Below are 17,643 nucleotides of genomic sequence, written 5' to 3'. Positions count from 1 at the left end.
ACTCCTCGACCGACTGCTCCTTGACTGGAGAACGTGCGTTCTCTACGTTAGCAGTCACCCCGGAGAACGCACGTTCTCCGCTTTGTTCCGCCTGATCCCATCCCGGAGACGACCATGGCCGACCGCCCGCCCCTCCCGCCCTTCACCCGCGAGACCGCCGCCCGGAAGGTCCAGGCCGCCGAGGACGCCTGGAACACCCGAGACCCGCAGCGGGTGGCGCTCGCCTACTCGGAGGACTCGGTCTGGCGCAACCGTGACACCTTCGTCACCGGCCGCGCCGAGATCGTCGCCTTCCTCACCGCGAAGTGGGCGCGCGAGCGCGAGTACGCGCTGCGCAAGGACCTGTGGGCCTTCGACGGCAACCGCATCGCCGTCCGCTTCCAGTACGAGTGCCTGGACACCGACGGGCAGTGGTGGCGCTCCTACGGCAACGAACTCTGGGAGTTCGACGCGCACGGCCTGATGACCCGCCGCGAGGCCAGCATCAACGACCTCGCCATCCAGGAGAAGGACCGCCGCGTCTTCGGGACCCGGCCCGAGGACGAGCACGGCCGGTCCTTCCCGCTTCAGTAGGCTCCCCGGGTGACCGAACAGAACTCCAAGCCCTTTCTCTACGTCGTCGTCTGCGCCGCCGGGATCGCCGTCGGCGTCGGCCGACTGATCGCCGCCGCACAGGAGTTGGGCTGGGAGGTCGGAGTGATCGCCACCCCGGTCGCCGCGTCCGGCTTCTTCGACGTCTCCGCCGTCGAGGCGCAGACCGGCCGCCCCATCCGGTCCGCCTGGCGCACCCCCGGTGATCCACGCCCGTTCCCGCCCCCGGACGCCGTGCTGGTGGCGCCCGCCACCTTCAACACGATCAACAAATGGGCGGCCGGTACGGCGGACACCCTCGCGCTCGGCACCCTGTGCGAGGCGTACGGCCTCGGCGTCCCGACCGCCGTACTCCCTTGTGTGGGCGAGGCGTTGGCGGCCCATCCCGCCTACCGGGCGAGCCTGATACGGCTCGGCGAGATGGGCGTGCGGTTCGGGGAGCCGTACTCCGGCGAGGTCCAGGAGGACGGCGCGCGGCCGGAGTTCGGGTGGGAGGCCGGACTGGCCCTGCTCGACCGGGTCTGACCGCCGGCGTCAGTGCCCGAGCAGGGCCCGCAACTCCGGTTGCAGCAGCTCCCCGTGGGCCTTCACGAGGTCGTCGCACAGGTCCCAGATCCGCTCGACCGGCAGTGCCGCCGCCGTCGCCGGGTCGGCCATCGCCGCGTGCCGGATATGGCGCGGGTCGCCGTCCGTGGCCGCGCGGACCACCAGGTCGGTGACGGAGACGTAGGCGCTGTTGAGGGCCGCGCACTGCGGGGGCAGGGCGCCGATCCGGGTCGGCTGGACACCCAACGCGTCGACCAGGCACGGGACTTCGACGACCGAGTCGGCGGGGAGGTTGTCGATGAGACCGCGGTTGGGGACGTTGCCGTAGATCGTGCGGGGGGTGCCCGTGGTGATGCTGTGGATGATCCGCGGGGCGTACTCCAGGGTACCCTCGACGGGGAGCGGGATGCCGGAGGCGAGGGCGTCGCGGGTGCGTTCGTAGCTCGCGGTGTTCTCCTCGATGATCTCCAGGTAGGCGCCGACGGGGAGCCGCAGCCGCTCGATCTCCTCGGGGTGGTGCAGATACCAGGGGACGTACTCGGCGGAGTGTTCGCTCGTCTCCGTGGGGTAGTGGCCGAGCCTGCGGTACATGTCCACGCGGACGCGGCGCGGGAGTTCGGGGTCCTCCGCGATCCTCTCGTCGAGGAGCGGGTAGAGGTTCCGGCCGGCCTGCTCGAAACGCAGCACCCACGCCTGGTGGTTGACCCCCGCGGCCAGGTAGGAGACCTCCTCGAAGGGGACGCCGACCAGCCGGGACAGGTCGTGCATCGTCCAGTACACCGAGTGGCACAGGCCCGTCGCCTTGAGGGCGGGGGCGATGCGGCTCAGGTAGAGCAGGTTCATCGCCATCGGGTTGGTGTAGTTCAACAGGTGCGCGTCCGGGCAGAGTTCGGCCATGTCCTCGGCCAGCGACCGCAGCAGCGGGAAGGTGCGCAGCGCGCGGAAGATGCCGCCGATGCCGAGGGTGTCGGCGATCGTCTGGCGCAGGCCGTAGCGGGCCGGGACCGCGAAGTCGGTACGGGTGGCCTCGTTCATGCCGACCTGGACGATGTTGACGACGAAGTCGGCGTCCGCGAGCGCCGGCCCCCGGTCGAGGTGCGCGGTGATCTCCGGCTCGGCGCCGCGTACCCGGGCGATGTGCCGGGCCGCGCCCTCCGCCGTCGCGAGCCGCTCCGGGTCGATGTCGTGCAACGCGATCCGGGCGCGGGCGAGTTCGGGGAAGGCGAACAGGTCGGCCAGCAGGCCCTGCGTGAACACCACACTGCCGGCGCCGATGAAGGCCACCTTCACAGCGCTGCCGTCTGTCATCAAGGTCCTTTCGGAGAAGCGGAGTTGAAGAGGCGCGCCTCAGCCCTTGATTCCGCTGGACGTCAGCGACTGGATGAACGTCCTCTGCGCCAGCAGGAACGCCACCAGGACCGGCAGCACCGTGATGACGTTGCCCGCCATCACCGCCGACCACTGGGTGTGGTGCTGCCCCTGGAACGTCGTCAGGCCCAACTGGAGCGTGTACCGGGTGTCGTGGTTGATCGCGATCAGCGGCCACGACAGGTCGTTCCAGGTGGACAGGAAGGTGAGGACGGCGACCGTGGCGAGCGCGGGCCGGGCCAGCGGCATCACGATAGAGAACAGGACCCGCAGCCGCGAACACCCGTCGATCCAGGCCGCCTCCTCCATCTCCCGGGGCAGCGCGAGGAAGAACTGCCGGAACAGGAACACCGCGAACGGCGTCACCAGCGACGGCAGGATCAGCGCGCCCAGCGAGTCGATCAGCCCGAACCACTTCATCACCAGAAACGTGGGGATCATCGTCAGCTGGAACGGCACGACCATCGTCGCCAGCATCAGTCCCAGCAGCAGCCGCGACCCGGCGAACCGCATCCGCGCGAACGCGTACCCGCCGAGCGACCCGAACAGCAGATTCGACACCACCGCCACCGACGCCACGATCAGCGAGTTGGCGAACCAGCGCGGGAACATCGCGTTGCCCAGCACATACCGGTAGCCGCCCAGGTCGATGCCCTTGGGCCACAAGGCCGGCGGGAAGCGGTTGATCTCCGCGTTCGACATCACCGAGCTGAGCAGCAGCCACACGAACGGCAACGCGAAGCACAACGCCAGCGGCGCCAGCACCAGATGCCACGCACTCATCCGCCGAGCGCTCCGCGTCGTCATCGGACCCCTCCTTCCGTACGGCCCTGCCGCCGCCGTACGACCCGCAGCGCGCCGCCCGCCAGCAGCAGCGCTACCGCGAGGACGTACGCCGACGCGGCGCCGTAGCCCGCGGTGAACATCTGGAAGGCCTGCTGCCAGACGAAGTAGACGATCACCGTCGTCGAACCGAGAGGGCCGCCCTTGGTCGTCACGTAGATCAGGTCGAAGACCTGGAGCGAGGTGATGAACTGCCACAGCACCAGGAACACCGTCACCGGCGTGAGCGCGGGCAGGATCACATGGCGCAGCACCTGCGCCCGGCCCGCGCCGTCGATGCGGGCGGCCTCGACGAGTTCGGGCGGCACGTCCTGGAGCGCGGCCAGATACACGACCACGCAGAAGCCCACCCCGCTCCACAGCGAGATCAGCACCAGCAGATACAGCGCCTGGTCCGGGTCGGCCAGGAACCCCTGGGCGGAGATGCCGAGATGGTGCAGCAGCGCGTTGGCGACGCCGAACTCCGGGTCGAGGATGAACGAGAACAGCACGCCCTGCGCGGTCGCCGACACCACGAACGGAATGAACACCAGCGTCCGGTACAGCCCGATGAGCCGGATACGGCGGTTCAGCGCCAGGGCCAGCGCGAGGCCGCCGACCAGGCTCAGCGGCACGTACAGCGCCGCGTACAGCAGCGTGTTGCCCACCGCCGTACGGAAGGTGGGGTCCTGGGCCAGCGCCCGGTAGTTGTCGAGGCCGACCCAGCGGCCGGGGGTGACCAGGTCGTCGGCGCGGAACGACAGCAGCAGCGACCAGACGACGGGCACGACGCTCAGCCCGAGGATCACCACGACCGACGGAGCGATGAACGCCCAGGCGGTGGACCGCTCCTGGCGGGCTCGACGGCGTGCGGCGCGGCGCGCGGCCTCGGCGGTCGCCGCGGGCTGCGCGGGAAGGGTGAGAGCGCGGGGCAGTGTGGACATCGGGGTCTCCCGGAAGGGGAAAGTCACCTGGGGATCAGCAGGGCCGCGTCGGCCTTGTCGGCACACGAACGGAGCGCCTTCTCGGGGGAGTCCCGGCCCAGCAGCACGGAGACGATCGCCTCGCCCAACGCCTGCGAGATCTGCGGATACGCGGCGTGCACGGGCCGCACCCGGGCCGAGCGCAGGGTCTCGGTGAAGACGTCGAGCCCGACCGTCCGGGCACTGTGCTCCCGCCATTCCGGCCGGTCCGCGGTCCCCGTGCTCAGCGGCAGCCCGCCCGCCGAGATGTCCCACCGCACGTCCTGGGCAGGGGAGTTCATCCACCCCACGAACTCCACGGCCGCCCGGGACCGGGCCGAGCCGTTGTCGAAGACCGTCCAGGTGTCGGGCCCGGAGATGGTGACCGCGTGCCCGCTGTACGTCGGCAGCGGCACGACGCCGTAGTCGATCTTCGCGGCGATGATGTCGGGCAACTCCCAGGGCCCGGTGGCGACCATCGCCATCCTGCTGTTCAGGAACACCTGGTAGAGCTGCTCGCTGCCGGGCTTGGTGTCGAGGTACACGCTCTTGTCGCGGCCGAGTTGCGCGAGCGTCCTGAGCGCCTGTACACCCTGGTCGGCGAAGCCGATGTGTTTGCCGTCCGGGGCGACGACCTCGCCGCCGAGATCCCACAGCATCGGCCACAGCCGCCACACCGTGTCCTCGTCGCCGACGGCCGGCCAGCCGGTGCCGAAGACCCCCCGCTCGTGGTCGGTCAGCTTCCTCGCGGTGTCGGTGAACCGGTCCCAACTCCAGCCCGCCTGCGGGTAGTCGAGCCCGGCCTGCCGGAACAGCTTCTTGTTGTAGACGACGGCCAGCGAGTCGAGCACCGCGGGCGCGGCCCGCACCCGCCCGTTGACGGTGACCGCGTCCCGTACCGGCTTCCAGAAGGAGTTCCACGGCGTCGGCCCCTCGCGCATCGCGGACGTCAGGTCGACGACGCGCGGGCTGCGCGCCACGCTCGCGAGGTCCGAGCCGAAGATGTAGGCGATGTCCGGGTAGGACCCGGCGGCCAGCGAGGCCGTCACCTTCTGGAGCATCGCGTCCGCCAGCACCCCGCCGCCGCCCGCGTCCACGCGGATCTTCGGATGGGTCCGGTTGAACGCGTCGACCAGCGCCTCCACCGCCTTGCGGCCCGTGTCGGCCTGCCCGTGCCACAGCTCCACGGTCACCCGCCCGTCCGCCCCGATCCCGTCCGAGGCGCCGCCCGCGCACCCGCTCGCGGCCCCGATCGCGGCGGCCCCGAGCAGCAGCCCACGGCGTGACATCCCGTTCCTCATCACGGCCTCCTCACCGCACCGTGCGGACGTGGTCGGCGCTGCCCGGAGCCGACACGTCCACGTCCCGGCGCACGATGACGGGCTTCCCGGCGAAACCCGAACGGGCCTTGCGCAGACCGGAGTTGGAGTACGCCGGCGGGGCGGGGCTCTTCGACGGCGCGGCGCTTCCGGGCGGTTCCACGCGGGACGGGCTCTGCGGCCGTGCGGCACGCGACGGCTGTTCCGGCGCGGCACTGTTCGAGGTTCCGCACGAGGTCAGGACCGCTGCGGTCGCGACGGCGCCGCTCAGGACCGTGGCCGTCCCGAGACCTCCGACGCGGGAGACACCCTTGGCGGGCATGTCCGCTCCATCAATCGCGGGTACGACCCCGCCTCGGACCGGATGGAGCCGCGGTCCTGGCGACTGTGGCCGGGCTTGGACCCTGTCCGCTACCGGCTGGGCGCACCTCTGCGTACCGCGCCGCACGCGCGGGCACGTCCAGGATCAAAGCGCCCGGCCGCGCCACTCGTCAAGGGTGCGCGCACACGCGCCGCTTCGAGCACCCGCGAAGTCGTACGCTCCGAAGCGGTACCGAACTCGAAGGCAGGAGCAGCAACGATGCAGTACGTGAAGCTCGGTTCGACCGGCCTGGACGTCTCGCGGATCTCGCTGGGCTGCATGACCTACGGCCTCCCGGATCGCGGCACCCACGAGTGGACCCTCGACGAGGAGGCGTCGCGCCCGCTGATCCGGCAGGCGCTGGAGGCCGGGATCAACTTCCTCGACACGGCGAACGTCTACTCCGACGGCACCAGCGAGGAGATCACCGGCAGGGCGCTGAAGGACTTCGCCCGCCGTGACGAGGTCGTGCTCGCCACGAAGGTGCACGGCAGGACCCGCCCCGGACCCAACGGCGCCGGACTCTCCCGCAAGGCGATCATGTCCGAGATCGACCACAGTCTGGAGCGGCTCGGCACCGACTACGTCGACCTCTACCAGATCCACCGCGCGGACCCGCACACCCCCGTCGAGGAGACGATGGAGGCGCTGCACGACCTGGTGAAGGCGGGCAAGGTCCGCTACATCGGGGCGAGTTCGATGTACGCGTGGCAGTTCGCCAAGCACCAGCACGTCGCCGAGCGGCACGGCTGGACGAAGTTCGTCTCGATGCAGAACCACTACAACCTCCTCTACCGCGAGGAGGAGCGCGAGATGCTGCCGCTCTGCGCGGACCAGGGCGTGGGAGTGCTGCCGTGGAGCCCGCTGGCGCGCGGTCGCCTCACCCGGGACTGGGGCACCACCACCGAGCGCAGCAGCAACGACGACTTCGGCAACCGCCTCTACCAGGAGGGCGACCGCGCGATCGTCGAGGCGGTCACCCGGATCGCCGGCGACCGGGGCGTCCCGCGCGCCCAAGTGGCCCTCGCCTGGCTGCTGCACCAGAGCACGGTGGCCGCACCGATCGTCGGCGCGGCCAAGCCGCAGCACATCGAGGACGCCGTGGCCGCCGTCGAACTGGAGCTGAGCGACAAGGAGTTGGAGGAGCTGGAGCAGCCCTACACCCCGCACGCGATCAGCGGGCACTCCTGACGAGGCCCGGCAGAGCGTGCTCCAGGTCTCCTGACATCGGTCAACAGGGCTTTCTCTAAGGTTTTTTGACGGAACGTCAGTGCGATGGTCGTCAGTGCGGTCCGTGCGGTGCGAACTCCGTGCCGCACGGCCCCGCGCCGGCGCTTTCCGCGAGCGGCACCCGCTCCCCGCTCATCGAGAGCGTGCGGTAGAACCTCCCGATGCGGTCCGCCGAGCGGCCCACGTAGTGCCCGATGAACGAACGGCGGAAGCGGTCCGCGCTGCGGTTGGGCTGTGAGCCGTGCACCAGGCTGCCGTTGAAGAACAGGACGTCCCCCGGCGACATGTCGACCGGCACCGCCGCGAGCCCCGGCGGCGGTGGCACGTACTCGCGCGCGAAGGACACCCCGGCATCCGCCTCCTCCGGACAGAACAGGTCCATGCGATGGGTGCCGGGCACGACCTCCAGGCCGCCGTTCTCCCGGTCGATCTCGTCGCAGGCGATCCACGCGGCCACACAGGTGCCCGGCTCGGCCCGCAGATAGAAGTTGTCCTGGTGCAGCGCCTGGCCGCGCGCCCCGGGCGGCTTGAAGTAGAACATGCTCTGCGCGGCGAGCACCTCCTCGCCGAACAGCCGCTCAAGGACGGTCCGCAGGCGTTGGTCCAGGAGGAACCGCAGGGCGAGCCGGCTGATCTCGTGCGGGTGCATCACCCGGGGGTGGGTGCGGAGGGGATCGTCGGAAACGCTCGGCGCGAAGTGCCCGGGAACCGGGCCGGCCGCGTGCAGCGCCGTGAACTCCGCACAGAGCCGGTCGATTTCGTCCTTCCTGAACAATCCGCGCGCGACCGTGAACCCGTCCTCCTCGAACGCGCCGATGTCCGTGGCCGTCATACGGGACCTCCTCGGTGAGTTGTCACACCACGGTCTCAGGAGGAGAGGCGCTTGCCTATTGGTTCGGCATGAACTCCCGCATCGGCGGTGTTGCAGAAGGCGGCAACTGCCATGACGACACCGTCCCGTCCGACAAAGCACCGGGCGGCCGGAACATGACCTGGGAAAACCGGAAGAAGAGCGTCCCGGTGCCCGTCGTGCGGGGTGGTCCCGGCAGCCCCTGGTCAATGGTTTCGGGATTTCCCGTGTGGATAGGGCGGCAATCCCATTACGGGCCTGATTGACGAGACGTCAAATAGCGGGGCCCGGATCGCAAAGCGCAAAACTGAGGCAGACCTTGTTACGCCTCGCTGACCTGTGCAAAGGTGTGCCTGTCGGCGCGCGGGCACATAGATGATTCCCCTCCGCGTGCTCGAGGCCGCTCCCGTACGTCACCCCCCTTGCTTCAAAAGAGCTGCCCCAGGCGGACGTCCGGGATGCCTTCTGTCGGACGGGTGGACTTTGTCGACCTGTCGACGGGGTCGCATACCCGCCGGTATGGACCAATTCCGCGTTTCACCTGGAGGAATGCAGCCGTGAAGGACGCAGGTCCCTCGAATTCCCCGAGTTCCGCTCACCACTTCGAAGTGACCGACGAGCAGCTCAGCGCCGAACTGAAGAAGTGGACGGGGACGACGCCCGCGCTGCAACCCGTCGGCGAACTGCTGGACCGGCACTGGGAAGCGGCCTTCGCCTATGCGCGGCTGTGCACCGACGGACCACACCACGCCGGAATGCTCACCACGGCCGCATTCACCCGGCTCTTCGGAGAATCCCTGCGGCAGTCGGGACCGGCCGCCGCCTGGCGCCCCCAAGTCCTCGTCACCGTCCGCCGGATCGCCGCGGAATGGGTCGCCGACCGCCGGCAGGACATGCTCCACCCCGATCTGCGTTCCGCGGCCGGAGAGGGCGACCGGGTCACCGCCCGGCTGCTGCCGGTGCCCGAACGGCGGCTGCTCTCCAGGGCGTTCCAGCGGCTGCCCCAGTCGGCCCGCACCCTGCTCTGGCACATCGACGTCGAGTCCGAGCCGTTCGCGATACCCGCCGGGCTGCTGGGCCTGGACGAGGAAGGCGCCGAGGTCGAACTCGGCCGCGCCCGGGGCCGGTTGCGCGAGGAGTGTCTGCAGGTCCACCGCGAACTCGCCCAGGACGACGAGTGCCAGCGCTACATCCGGCTGCTGGACGTCACCTTCCGGCGCGGCGGCGCGGAGGTCGACCCGGACCTCGCGATGCACCTCAGCGTCTGCAAGCACTGCCGGTACACCGCCGACCAGTTGAACCAGTTCAACGCCGGGCTCGGCATCGCGCTCGCCGAGGCGGTCCTCGGCTGGGGCGCGCGCGCCTACCTGGAGGTCAGGGCCGGCAGCCGCCCGCTGCCCCCCGAGGTGCCGGACGCCGCCACCGACCTCGCGGTGCGGCCGGGCCCGCGGCGCGGCGAACTCAGATCGGCGCACAAGGCGGCCCGCCGAGTCCGCCGCCGCAACCTCGCCGTGGCCGTGCTGACCGTGAGCGGCCTGGTCGTCCTCCCGCTCGTGCTGTGGTCCATCGGCGGCTCCGGCGGCGGCAAGAGCGGCACCGAAAGCAAGTCGGCGGGCGCCGCCGGCACCGGCAAGGAATCCGCCAACCCGTCCTGGGTCGGCAAGAACGACACCACGCAGGGCACGCTCAGCGGCCGGCTGCACAACGTCGAGTCCGGCCTGTGCATCGGCGTCGCCGGCAACAAGCCCCTCCGGGACGCCGAGGCCGAACTGCAGAGCTGCTCCTCGGTGGCCGGCCAGCAGTGGTCGTACGAGACGGACGGCCGGCTGCGCAGCACCGCCGACCCCGGTCTCTGCCTCGACTCGCACCTCGCCTTCGAGGTCCGACTCGCCCCCTGCACGGGCCCGTCCTCGGCGACCGCGAAGAACATCCGCTACGACTTCACGCTCCAGGGCATCCTCGTCCCGCGCTGGAACCAGGACCTGGCCCTGACCCCCGCCTCCACCGACGGCGGCGGCGCGCTCGTCCTGAAGACGCGGGCCGACGGCTCCGCGCAGCGCTGGGTCTTCGACACGTCGAAGGCCGACCCGCAGATGCAGGTCGTCAACTGGGACACCGACAGCACCGGCACGCCGACCCCCACCACCAAGTCGGCCGCCCCGGTGCCCGCGAAGACCCCGACGGCCACGCCCACGCCGACCCCGACCGCGTCGGCCCCGCAGACCACCGCGGCCCCGACCCCGGACTACTGCGCCTCCTACCCGTCGTACTGCGAGGGGGCCGGTCAGAACGGCGGCGGCTGGGGCGGTGGCGGATACGGCGGTGGCTGGGGTGGCGGATACGGCGGTGGATACGGCGGCGGTGGCGGGTACCGCGGGCACTGACCCTCAGTGGTGGTGCGGCGGTGGCGGCGGCATGGTCGAGATCCCCGGCGCCGCCTCCGGCCACACCAGCAGCACCGGACAGGGCGCGTGGTCGACGGCGAACCGTACGGCCGGCCCGAGACTGCGCGGGCCGAGCCGGGCCCGGTCGCCGTCGCGCGCCAGCACCAGCAGATCCGCGTCCCCGGCGGCGGCCACCACCTCGCGCTCGACCCGCCCGGCCCGCTCCATGCGGGTGCACGGCCGCCCCAGCCGCTCGGCCGCCGCGTCCAGCAGCTCCGCCGCCGACGTGCTGCCCAGGTCCTCCAGCCGGGTCCCGGGATCACGCGCCGGACCGCCCCGGCCGAGCAGCCCGGCGAACGCCCCGTGCGCCACACCGGGCACGTCCGGCCCGCTGACATGCAGCAGCACCACCTCGTCCGCCTCCGGCGCATGCGTCCGTACGGCGTCCACGCAGGCGGGCCATGTGCCCTCGACCAGCCAGGCGATCACACGCATTCGGCCTCCCTCGGTGTCAGAGAACCTGGAGCGACACCCACAGTGCCACCACCGCCGGGACGAGCGCCGACGGCACGGCGATCAGCCCCAGCTTCGTGAACTCCTTGATGTCCACGTCGTGTTCGTGCTGATGCACGATCCGCCGCCACAGCAGCGTCGCGAGCGAACCGGCGTAGGTCAGGTTCGGCCCGATGTTCACCCCGAGGAGGACGGCGAGCACGGCGCCGGGTCCGGCCTGCGCGGTGAGCGGCAGCAGGACCAGGACGGCCGGCAGGTTGTTGATGAGGTTCGCGAGGACGGCGGCCAGGGCGGCGATCCCGAGCAGGGCCGCGATGCCGGTGCCGCCGGGCAGGAGGTGCCCGAGCGCGTCCGAGAGGCCGTTGTCGACCACGGCCCGCACCACGATGCCGAGCGCCAGCACGAACGCCAGGAACGACGGCGCGGCCGCCCGCACGACCGTCAGCGGGGTCGCCTGCCGCCGTAGCATCGCCCGCCCGGCGAGGACGAGCGCGCCCGCCAGCGCGGCCCACGCGGGGTCGATGCCGATCGCCGAGGTCAGGACGAACCCGGCGAGGGTGCAGGCGACGGTCGCCAGCGCGAAGACCGGCAGTTCGGGCTTGTCGCCGGAGACCGGTGAGGGGGCCGCCGCAGCGAGGTCGCGGGCGAAGAAGCGCCGGAACACCAGGTACTCGGCGCCGATCGCCACCAGCCAGGGCAGCACCATCAGCCCCGCGAAGCGGGTGAAGCTCAGGCCGCTCGCCGCGAAGGCGAGGAGGTTGGTGAGATTGGAGACCGGCAGCAGCAGGGAGGCGGTGTTCGACAGGTGCGTGCACGCGTAGACGTGCGGCTTGGGACGTACGCCCATCCGGGACGCCGTCGCGAACACGACCGGCGTCAGGAGCACGATGGTGGCGTCCAGGCTCAGCACGGCCGTGATCAGCGAGGCCAGTGCGAACACCGCCGTCAGCAGCCGGCTCGGGCTGCCCTTCGCCCACTCCGCCATCCACGCCCCGCAGGCCCGGAAGAGCCCCTCCACATCGCAGAAGTGGGCGAGCACGAGGACTGCGGCGAGGAACCCGACCACCGGGCCGAGCTGTTCGGCCTCGGCCCGCGCGTGGTCGAGCGAGATCGCGCCGGTTGCCACGGCGATCCCGGCGGCCGGGACCGCCATCACCGCCTCCGGCCATCCGAAGGGACGGACGACGGCCCACACGAGGACGGCGACGAGCAGAACGACGGAGAGGGTTTCCGCGAGGGGGGTGTTCAGGGGACGGTCCTCCAGGACGCGATCAGTGGTGCACGTCCATGAAACCAGGCCGCACCAGGAACTCCGGGGTCAGGCGCCCGTCCCCGCGCTGAACACCGACAGGCGCACCGAGGACGCGTTGCCCGACACGGGCACCGTGCCGTTCGTCCACTTCACCTTCAGCGGGTCCTTCTCGTCCGGCGGGGTCACCACCAGCGTGGCGGGCGTCGCCGTCTTCGCGCCGCTGATCTCCGGGTTGGAGAACGACAGCCCGGCCCAGGCGCTCTGGCCCGGCTTCAGCGTGATGGTGGTGACGGTCGTGCCCGTCTCGCGCTGCGGGTCGGGGCCCAGCTGCCGGCCGTCCGCGCTCGCGAACGCGGCGCCGGGATAGCCGCGGACCGTGCAGGTACGGCCGGACGCGTTCGTGAGGACGATCGGGAAGTTCTCCTGCCCGGCACCCGGGTCGTTCCCGCCCACCTTCGCGCTCAGCTCGGAGGTGTGGCACCGGCTGCCGCTCGCCGTGCCGGAGCCGGTGCTCGTACCGCCGGAACCGGAGGACGCGGAGGCCGAGGAACCCGACGGGGTCGAGTCCGAACCGGTGCCGCCACTGGTGCCGGTGCCGGCACCGCTGGACGTGGCGGCCGGCGTGCCGGACCCGTCGGCCGTGGTGTCGCCGCCCGCGGGCGCCGCCGTACCCGACTGGGTCTGCGGACTGCTCACCGTGCCGCTGCCGTCGCCACAGGCCGTCGTCAGGCCCAGTACGGCGACGGCGCTCACGAGCAGGGCCGCCCGGCGCAGGGACGGGGACGAGTTAGCCATCTTCGACGCTCCTGGAAGTTCATCGCTCAGCGCCTCGCGCGCTGTCATAGGGTCCGATGCGGGCACGCGCCGAAAAGTTCGCGGGACCACCGGTGATTCTTCTCCGACGGTGATCAGGTGACCCGGAGCGAGCGGAGTATGCGTGCGGTCGCGTCACCGCTGTGCTGCCGGATCTGCACGTAGACCTGCGGCTGGGCCGCGCCGCCGACCTCGCGCAGCGCCGTCTCCGAGAGGGTGCCCGTGGAACCCGAGCAGTCGCTCCAGGTGCGGATCGTGCCGCGCCAGGTCGCGCTCGAGTAGGCGCGGCTGCCGTCGTAGCGGCACCCGGAATGGGCGAGGCGGTCCACCTGCGTCGTCACGCTGCCGTGCTCGCTCAGGCCGATGAACACGCCGTTCACGTCCGACGACAGGTCCGGCCACCGGGACAGGTCGTCGGCGACGGCCAGCCCCGGCTCGTGCCCCGCGCGCAGACCCAGAGCGTGCGGATCCCAGCCCGAGTCGCGCAGCTGACGGCCCCAGGAGGCGGGCACCTCGGCGGAGACCCGGCCCGTGGTGTCCTTGACCCGCAGGGCCGAACTCCCCGACGAGGACGAGGGCAGGTTCAGCACCGCGACGCCCGTGCCCGCCGCCACCACGACGAACAGCCCCGCCATCAGCGCGACCCCCCGGTGCCGGCCGCGCGGCCTGGACGCCGGGATCTCCCCGGCCAGCCGCTCCAGCTCCTCCGCGAACGCCCGCGCCGTCGGCCAGCGCCGCTCCCGGTCCGGCTCCAGCGCGCGCAGCACCGCCCGCTGCACCTCCGGGGACACATCGGGCCGCAGCCGGTCCGGCCGTACGACCTGACCCGGCGCGCCCGGAACCGTGCCGGTGAGCAACTCGTAGGCGACCGCGCCCAGGCTGTACACGTCGGCGCGCTCGTCGATGCCCGAGCCGGGCCGGGCCTGCTCCGGCGGCTGGTAGCCCGCCGAACCGGCGGCCAGTGTGAGGCCCGACGCGTGCGCCAGGCTCTTGGCCAGGCCCAGGTCGGCGAGCAGGACCCGGCCGCTGCCGTCCGGGGTGGTGCGCAGCAGCACGTTGGTCGGCTTGATGTCCCGGTGCACGATCCCCGCCTTGTGCAGCGCGGCGGCGCCCCGGGCGGCCAGCGCGGTCAGCCGCAGCGCCTCGGCCACGGGCAGCGGACCCGCGGCGAGCAGATCGGCGAAGGTGCCGGCGTCGGCGTACTCCATCACGAAGTACGGCCGTCCGTCGGGCAGCTCTCCGATGTCGTAGACCTGTACGACCCTGTTCGAGTCGGCCCTGCGCAGCAGCCGGGCCTCCGAGAGGAAGCGTTCGACGATGTCGAGGCGGTGCGCCCAGTTGTCCGCGAGCACCTTCACGGCGACCGGGGCCTCCAGGACGTCGTCGTGCGCGAGCCAGACCGTGCCGAACGCGCCGGTGCCCAGGCGGCGTTCAAGGCGGTAGCGGCCGATCTGTTCGACGGAGTGCATAGGACTATCATGCCTGCTCGGAGATCGAGGCGGAGGAGTGGATCCAGTGCGCGAAACGGCGCCGACCGAAGACCTGGCCAGGCGTGCCGCGGCCGGTGACCCGGTGGCACTGGACGAGCTGCTGCGCACCATCCAGCCGGAGGTCGTACGGCGCTGCGGGCGCTTCCTGCCGTGCCGCGAGGACGCCGAGGAGGCGGCCCAGGACGTACTGCTCCAGGTCGCCCGGAAGATCGGCACGTTCGAGGGCCGCAGCCTCTTCAGCACCTGGCTCTACACGGTGGTCGCCAACGGCGCCCGGCAGAAGTACCGCGAGCTGAAGCGCCGGGCCGCCGAGCAGCCCGCCGTGATCGACGTGAGCCAGCACGTCGACCCGCGCACCACGAGCGTGATCGCCGGGTCGAAGATCGATCTCCTGGAGGCGCTGGAGCGCCTGGAGCGCGAGCAGCCGAACCTGGTCGCGCCGCTGGTGTACCGGGACATCTGCAACCTGGAGTACACCGACATCGCCGAGCGCCTCGGCATCCCGCTCGGCACCCTCAAGTCCCGGCTGCACGAGGCCCGCCGCCAGGTCAGGCCCTGGCTGACCTGATCCGACCTGTCCTGATACGGCTCACAGCTCGTCGATGAGGGACAGCTCCGCCCAGATGGTCTTTCCCTCGGTGGTGTGCCGGCTGCCCCAGCGCTGGGTGAGCTGGGCGACCAGCAGCAGGCCGCGCCCGCCCTCGTCCCAGGTCTTGGCGCGGCGCAGGTGCGGGGCCGTGTGGTTGGTGTCGGAGACCTCGCAGATCAGCGTGGCCGCGTCATGGATCAGCCGGAGCCGGATGGGGTGCGCGCCGTAGCGGATGGCGTTGGTGACCAGCTCGCTCACCACCAGTTCGGCCGTGAACCCGGCCTCGCTCAGGTTCCAGGCGTCGAGCTGCTCGACGACCTGTTTGCGGATCGGGGCGACGAGCGAGGGGTCGGCCGGGATGTCCCAGGTCGCGACCTGCTCGGCGGGCAGCCCCCGCGTGCGGGCCACCAGCAGCGCCACGTCGTCGGCGGCACCGCCCGGCGGGAGCACGGCGTGCAGGATGCGGTCGCAGGTCTCGTCCAGGGAGTCCGAGGGCGCGTACAGGGCGTCGAACAGCAGCCGTTGACTGTCGTCGAGGTCCCGGTCGCGGTTCTCGATCAGGCCGTCGGTGTACAGCGCGAGGACGGTGCCCTCGGGCAGCTCCACCTCGGCCGACTCGAAGGGGAGTCCGCCCAGGCCGAGCGGCGGCCCCGCGGGCAGGTCCACATGCTCGGGCGGTCCGCCGGGCCGGATCATGATGGGCGGCGGATGTCCGGCGCGGGCCAGGGTGCAGCGGCGCGAGACCGGGTCGTACACCGCGTACAGACAGGTCGCGCCGACCTCGCCCGGACTGCCCTCGCCGCCGGCCTCCGCGGACAGCCGTACGACGAGGTCGTCGAGGTGGGTCAGCAGTTCGTCCGGGGCGAGGTCGATGTCGGCGAGGGTGCGGACCGCCGTGCGCAGCCGGCCCATCGTCGCGGAGGCCTGGATGCCGTGGCCCACGACGTCCCCGACGACCATGGCGACCCGCATCCCGGACAGCGGGATCACGTCGAACCAGTCGCCGCCGACCCCGGCGCGCGCCGCCGGCAGATAGCGCGAGGCGGCCTCCAGGGCGGCGGTGGGCGGGAGTTTGCGGGGGAGCAGACTGCGCTGGAGGGCGAGCGCGGTCTCACGTTCGCGGGAGAAGCGGCGGGCGTTGTCGATGCAGACGGCGGCGCGGGCCGTGACCTCCTCGGCGAGCAGGACGTCGTCGGCGGTGAAGGGGTCCAGGCGCCGGTACCGCGTGAGGACCGCGACGCCGAGGGTGACGCCGCGGGCCTGGATCGGTACGGCCATCGAGGAGTGGATGCCGTACTCCTGGACGCGCTTCGCGCGGGTCCTGTCCCAGGCGAGCCAGCTTTCGAGGGCCGGGCCGGAGGCGACGAGGGTGCGGCCCGCGAGCAGGGCGTCGGCCTGCGGGGAGTGCTCCGGGTACAGGTCGAACTGGCCGGGTTTCGCGACGGCCTCGGGGCTGCCCTCCTGCACCGACCGGTGGGCGGCCCGGCGGAGTCTGACGGGTGTGGCGAGCGTCGCCGGTGGCTCGCCGCCGTGCTCCTGCGGGTCCAGCAGGTCGATGCTGACGAAGTCGGCGAGGGCCGGCGCGCAGACATCCGCCAGCTCCTGGGCCGTACGGGTGACGTCGAGGGTGGTGCCGATGCGGACGCTCGCCTCGTTGACGAGTTGCAGCCGCTCCCGCGCGAGGTAGTTCTCGGTGAAGTCGTGCGCGGCCAGACAGACGCCCCGCACCCGGCCCTCGGCGTCGGTGATCGGCGCCATCCGGGCCAGCCAGGCGTGCGCCGCGTCCTCGCCGCCGGTGCGCATGAAGATCTGGAAGTCCTGGGCGGTGCCCGAGGTGAGCACGCGCAGCATGTACTGCTCCAGCTCCGCGCTCTGCGTCTTCCCGCCGATCTCGGTGATCCGCAGCCCCCGGACGCGCTCCTCGGGCAGCCCGATCACGTCGGCCATCGCGTCGTTGACCCGGCTCAGCCGCAGCCGCTCGTCGTAGACCGCGATGGCGCACGGCGACTGGGTCAGTGCGGCCGTCGCGAGCGGGTCCTCGGCGGTGCGGGGGCCGCCGCGCTCCAGCGGGGTCACGATCAGCCAGTCGCCCGGGCCGCCGTCCGGGGGGAGCCGGCGGTGGGCCAGCAGCCACACGGGCAGTGTGTGGCCGTCGCGGTGCCGCAAGGTGACCGTGCCGTCCCAGCGGGCGCCCGTGATCGCGGGCAGCGCCTCGGCGCCACCGGCCAGCAGCCGCGCGGCCGGGCGCCCCACGACCTCGTCGGCGGTGTGGCCGAGGAGCCGCCTGGCTCCCTCGTTCCACTGCGTCAGAGTTCCGGCATCGTCGATGACAACCCGCGCCGTCGCGGCATCGTCGAACGGGTAGACCGGACTCATCGTCGCCACTCCATCGCGCGCACTCACAGTGAACAGACCCGTCACTTGTGTTCCAGCCTAGTGCGTCATGGTGCCGCGCGGACGAGAACCCTCAGGGCCGGGGAGCGCGGTCGGCAAGGGGGAAATCCGGCCGAAGTGACCGACGAGGCACCTGTCCGTCCCCGCACCCTTGACGGC

The 17,643-nt window shown here is 71.8% G+C and carries 16 protein-coding genes; 5 read left to right on the top strand and 11 right to left on the bottom strand.

Annotated elements, in window-relative coordinates; all coding sequences use genetic code 11:
- The first annotated feature begins 114 nt into the window (after positions 1-114).
- Complete coding sequence (locus ACIRB1_RS01145) at positions 115-573, top strand: nuclear transport factor 2 family protein (RefSeq protein WP_403464081.1); 459 nt, start codon at positions 115-117, stop codon at positions 571-573.
- Between the two features lie 9 nt (positions 574-582).
- Positions 583-1,116, top strand: a complete 534-nt coding sequence (locus ACIRB1_RS01140; RefSeq protein WP_403464080.1) for a flavoprotein — start codon at positions 583-585, stop codon at positions 1,114-1,116.
- A gap of 9 nt (positions 1,117-1,125) precedes the next feature.
- Here the strand turns inward: ACIRB1_RS01140 and ACIRB1_RS01135 are convergent, their stop codons facing one another.
- From ACIRB1_RS01135 to ACIRB1_RS01115, 5 genes are read right to left on the bottom strand one after another with little or no spacing between them, the layout of a single operon-like run.
- Positions 1,126-2,445, bottom strand: a complete 1,320-nt coding sequence (locus tag ACIRB1_RS01135; RefSeq protein ID WP_403464079.1) for an alpha-glucosidase/alpha-galactosidase — start codon at positions 2,443-2,445, stop codon at positions 1,126-1,128.
- A 39-nt stretch (positions 2,446-2,484) separates the two neighbouring features.
- Positions 2,485-3,312, bottom strand: coding sequence for a carbohydrate ABC transporter permease (locus ACIRB1_RS01130; RefSeq protein WP_403464078.1), 828 nt, complete (start codon positions 3,310-3,312; stop codon positions 2,485-2,487).
- The gene (locus ACIRB1_RS01125) at positions 3,309-4,271 is read right to left on the bottom strand and encodes a carbohydrate ABC transporter permease (RefSeq protein WP_403464077.1); all 963 of its coding nucleotides are present in this window, start codon (positions 4,269-4,271) and stop codon (positions 3,309-3,311) included. The genes ACIRB1_RS01130 and ACIRB1_RS01125 overlap by 4 nt, the downstream gene beginning before the upstream one ends.
- 23 nt (positions 4,272-4,294) lie before the next feature.
- Positions 4,295-5,590 carry an ABC transporter substrate-binding protein gene (locus tag ACIRB1_RS01120; protein ID WP_403464075.1) on the bottom strand — a complete coding sequence of 432 codons (1,296 nt, stop codon included), beginning with the start codon at positions 5,588-5,590 and terminating at the stop codon, positions 4,295-4,297.
- Positions 5,591-5,600: 10 nt separating this feature from the next.
- A complete protein-coding gene (locus ACIRB1_RS01115) occupies positions 5,601-5,930 on the bottom strand; it encodes a hypothetical protein (protein WP_403464074.1) in 330 nt (109 codons plus the stop codon).
- A 258-nt stretch (positions 5,931-6,188) separates the two neighbouring features.
- On the opposite strand from ACIRB1_RS01115, the gene ACIRB1_RS01110 reads away from it, so the two are divergent.
- A complete protein-coding gene (locus tag ACIRB1_RS01110) occupies positions 6,189-7,160 on the top strand; it encodes an aldo/keto reductase (RefSeq protein ID WP_352184742.1) in 972 nt (323 codons plus the stop codon).
- Positions 7,161-7,251: 91 nt separating this feature from the next.
- On the opposite strand, the gene ACIRB1_RS01105 is transcribed toward ACIRB1_RS01110, so the two are convergent.
- Entirely contained in the window at positions 7,252-8,031 is a 780-nt protein-coding gene (locus tag ACIRB1_RS01105) for a phytanoyl-CoA dioxygenase family protein (RefSeq protein ID WP_352184743.1), read from the bottom strand.
- A gap of 575 nt (positions 8,032-8,606) precedes the next feature.
- Between ACIRB1_RS01105 and ACIRB1_RS01100 the strand changes: the two genes are divergently transcribed.
- Positions 8,607-10,433 carry a ricin-type beta-trefoil lectin domain protein gene (locus tag ACIRB1_RS01100; RefSeq protein WP_403464072.1) on the top strand — a complete coding sequence of 609 codons (1,827 nt, stop codon included), beginning with the start codon at positions 8,607-8,609 and terminating at the stop codon, positions 10,431-10,433.
- A gap of 3 nt (positions 10,434-10,436) precedes the next feature.
- On the opposite strand, the gene ACIRB1_RS01095 is transcribed toward ACIRB1_RS01100, so the two are convergent.
- From ACIRB1_RS01095 to ACIRB1_RS01080, 4 genes are all read right to left on the bottom strand, one after another.
- Positions 10,437-10,928, bottom strand: a complete 492-nt coding sequence (locus tag ACIRB1_RS01095; RefSeq protein ID WP_352184745.1) for a universal stress protein — start codon at positions 10,926-10,928, stop codon at positions 10,437-10,439.
- A gap of 16 nt (positions 10,929-10,944) precedes the next feature.
- Positions 10,945-12,195: an arsenic transporter gene (locus ACIRB1_RS01090; RefSeq protein WP_352184802.1), complete on the bottom strand. Its 1,251-nt coding sequence runs from the start codon at positions 12,193-12,195 to the stop codon at positions 10,945-10,947.
- 69 nt (positions 12,196-12,264) lie between these two features.
- Positions 12,265-12,993 (bottom strand): DUF4232 domain-containing protein, encoded by a 729-nt coding sequence (locus ACIRB1_RS01085; RefSeq protein ID WP_403464071.1) that lies wholly within the window; start codon positions 12,991-12,993, stop codon positions 12,265-12,267.
- Between the two features lie 113 nt (positions 12,994-13,106).
- Positions 13,107-14,480, bottom strand: coding sequence for a serine/threonine-protein kinase (locus ACIRB1_RS01080; protein WP_403464069.1), 1,374 nt, complete (start codon positions 14,478-14,480; stop codon positions 13,107-13,109).
- Between the two features lie 46 nt (positions 14,481-14,526).
- On the opposite strand from ACIRB1_RS01080, the gene ACIRB1_RS01075 reads away from it, so the two are divergent.
- Positions 14,527-15,069 (top strand): sigma-70 family RNA polymerase sigma factor, encoded by a 543-nt coding sequence (locus ACIRB1_RS01075; protein ID WP_352184748.1) that lies wholly within the window; start codon positions 14,527-14,529, stop codon positions 15,067-15,069.
- A gap of 21 nt (positions 15,070-15,090) precedes the next feature.
- On the opposite strand, the gene ACIRB1_RS01070 is transcribed toward ACIRB1_RS01075, so the two are convergent.
- Positions 15,091-17,466 carry a SpoIIE family protein phosphatase gene (locus tag ACIRB1_RS01070; RefSeq protein ID WP_403464068.1) on the bottom strand — a complete coding sequence of 792 codons (2,376 nt, stop codon included), beginning with the start codon at positions 17,464-17,466 and terminating at the stop codon, positions 15,091-15,093.
- Positions 17,467-17,643: the final 177 nt, after the last annotated feature.

This window comes from Streptomyces sp. NPDC096013 (assembly GCF_044763565.1).
In the GTDB taxonomy this organism is placed as follows: Bacteria; Actinomycetota; Actinomycetes; order Streptomycetales; family Streptomycetaceae; genus Streptomyces.
Note: the sequence above shows the minus strand (reverse complement) of the source record. Positions and strands in the feature narration are given on the sequence as shown.

What these genes read in the sequence shown, in the direction of transcription:
- ACIRB1_RS01070 (WP_403464068.1), bottom strand. Translation starts at nt 17,466, where the DNA reads ATGAGTCCGGTCTACCCGTTCGACGATGCCGCGACGGCGCGGGTTGTC.
- ACIRB1_RS01120 (WP_403464075.1), bottom strand. Translation starts at nt 5,590, where the DNA reads ATGAGGAACGGGATGTCACGCCGTGGGCTGCTGCTCGGGGCCGCCGCG.
- ACIRB1_RS01115 (WP_403464074.1), bottom strand. Translation starts at nt 5,930, where the DNA reads ATGCCCGCCAAGGGTGTCTCCCGCGTCGGAGGTCTCGGGACGGCCACG.
- ACIRB1_RS01110 (WP_352184742.1), top strand. Translation starts at nt 6,189, where the DNA reads ATGCAGTACGTGAAGCTCGGTTCGACCGGCCTGGACGTCTCGCGGATC.
- ACIRB1_RS01130 (WP_403464078.1), bottom strand. Translation starts at nt 3,312, where the DNA reads ATGACGACGCGGAGCGCTCGGCGGATGAGTGCGTGGCATCTGGTGCTG.
- ACIRB1_RS01125 (WP_403464077.1), bottom strand. Translation starts at nt 4,271, where the DNA reads ATGTCCACACTGCCCCGCGCTCTCACCCTTCCCGCGCAGCCCGCGGCG.
- ACIRB1_RS01095 (WP_352184745.1), bottom strand. Translation starts at nt 10,928, where the DNA reads ATGCGTGTGATCGCCTGGCTGGTCGAGGGCACATGGCCCGCCTGCGTG.
- ACIRB1_RS01135 (WP_403464079.1), bottom strand. Translation starts at nt 2,445, where the DNA reads ATGACAGACGGCAGCGCTGTGAAGGTGGCCTTCATCGGCGCCGGCAGT.
- ACIRB1_RS01105 (WP_352184743.1), bottom strand. Translation starts at nt 8,031, where the DNA reads ATGACGGCCACGGACATCGGCGCGTTCGAGGAGGACGGGTTCACGGTC.
- ACIRB1_RS01080 (WP_403464069.1), bottom strand. Translation starts at nt 14,480, where the DNA reads ATGCACTCCGTCGAACAGATCGGCCGCTACCGCCTTGAACGCCGCCTG.
- ACIRB1_RS01085 (WP_403464071.1), bottom strand. Translation starts at nt 12,993, where the DNA reads ATGGCTAACTCGTCCCCGTCCCTGCGCCGGGCGGCCCTGCTCGTGAGC.
- ACIRB1_RS01145 (WP_403464081.1), top strand. Translation starts at nt 115, where the DNA reads ATGGCCGACCGCCCGCCCCTCCCGCCCTTCACCCGCGAGACCGCCGCC.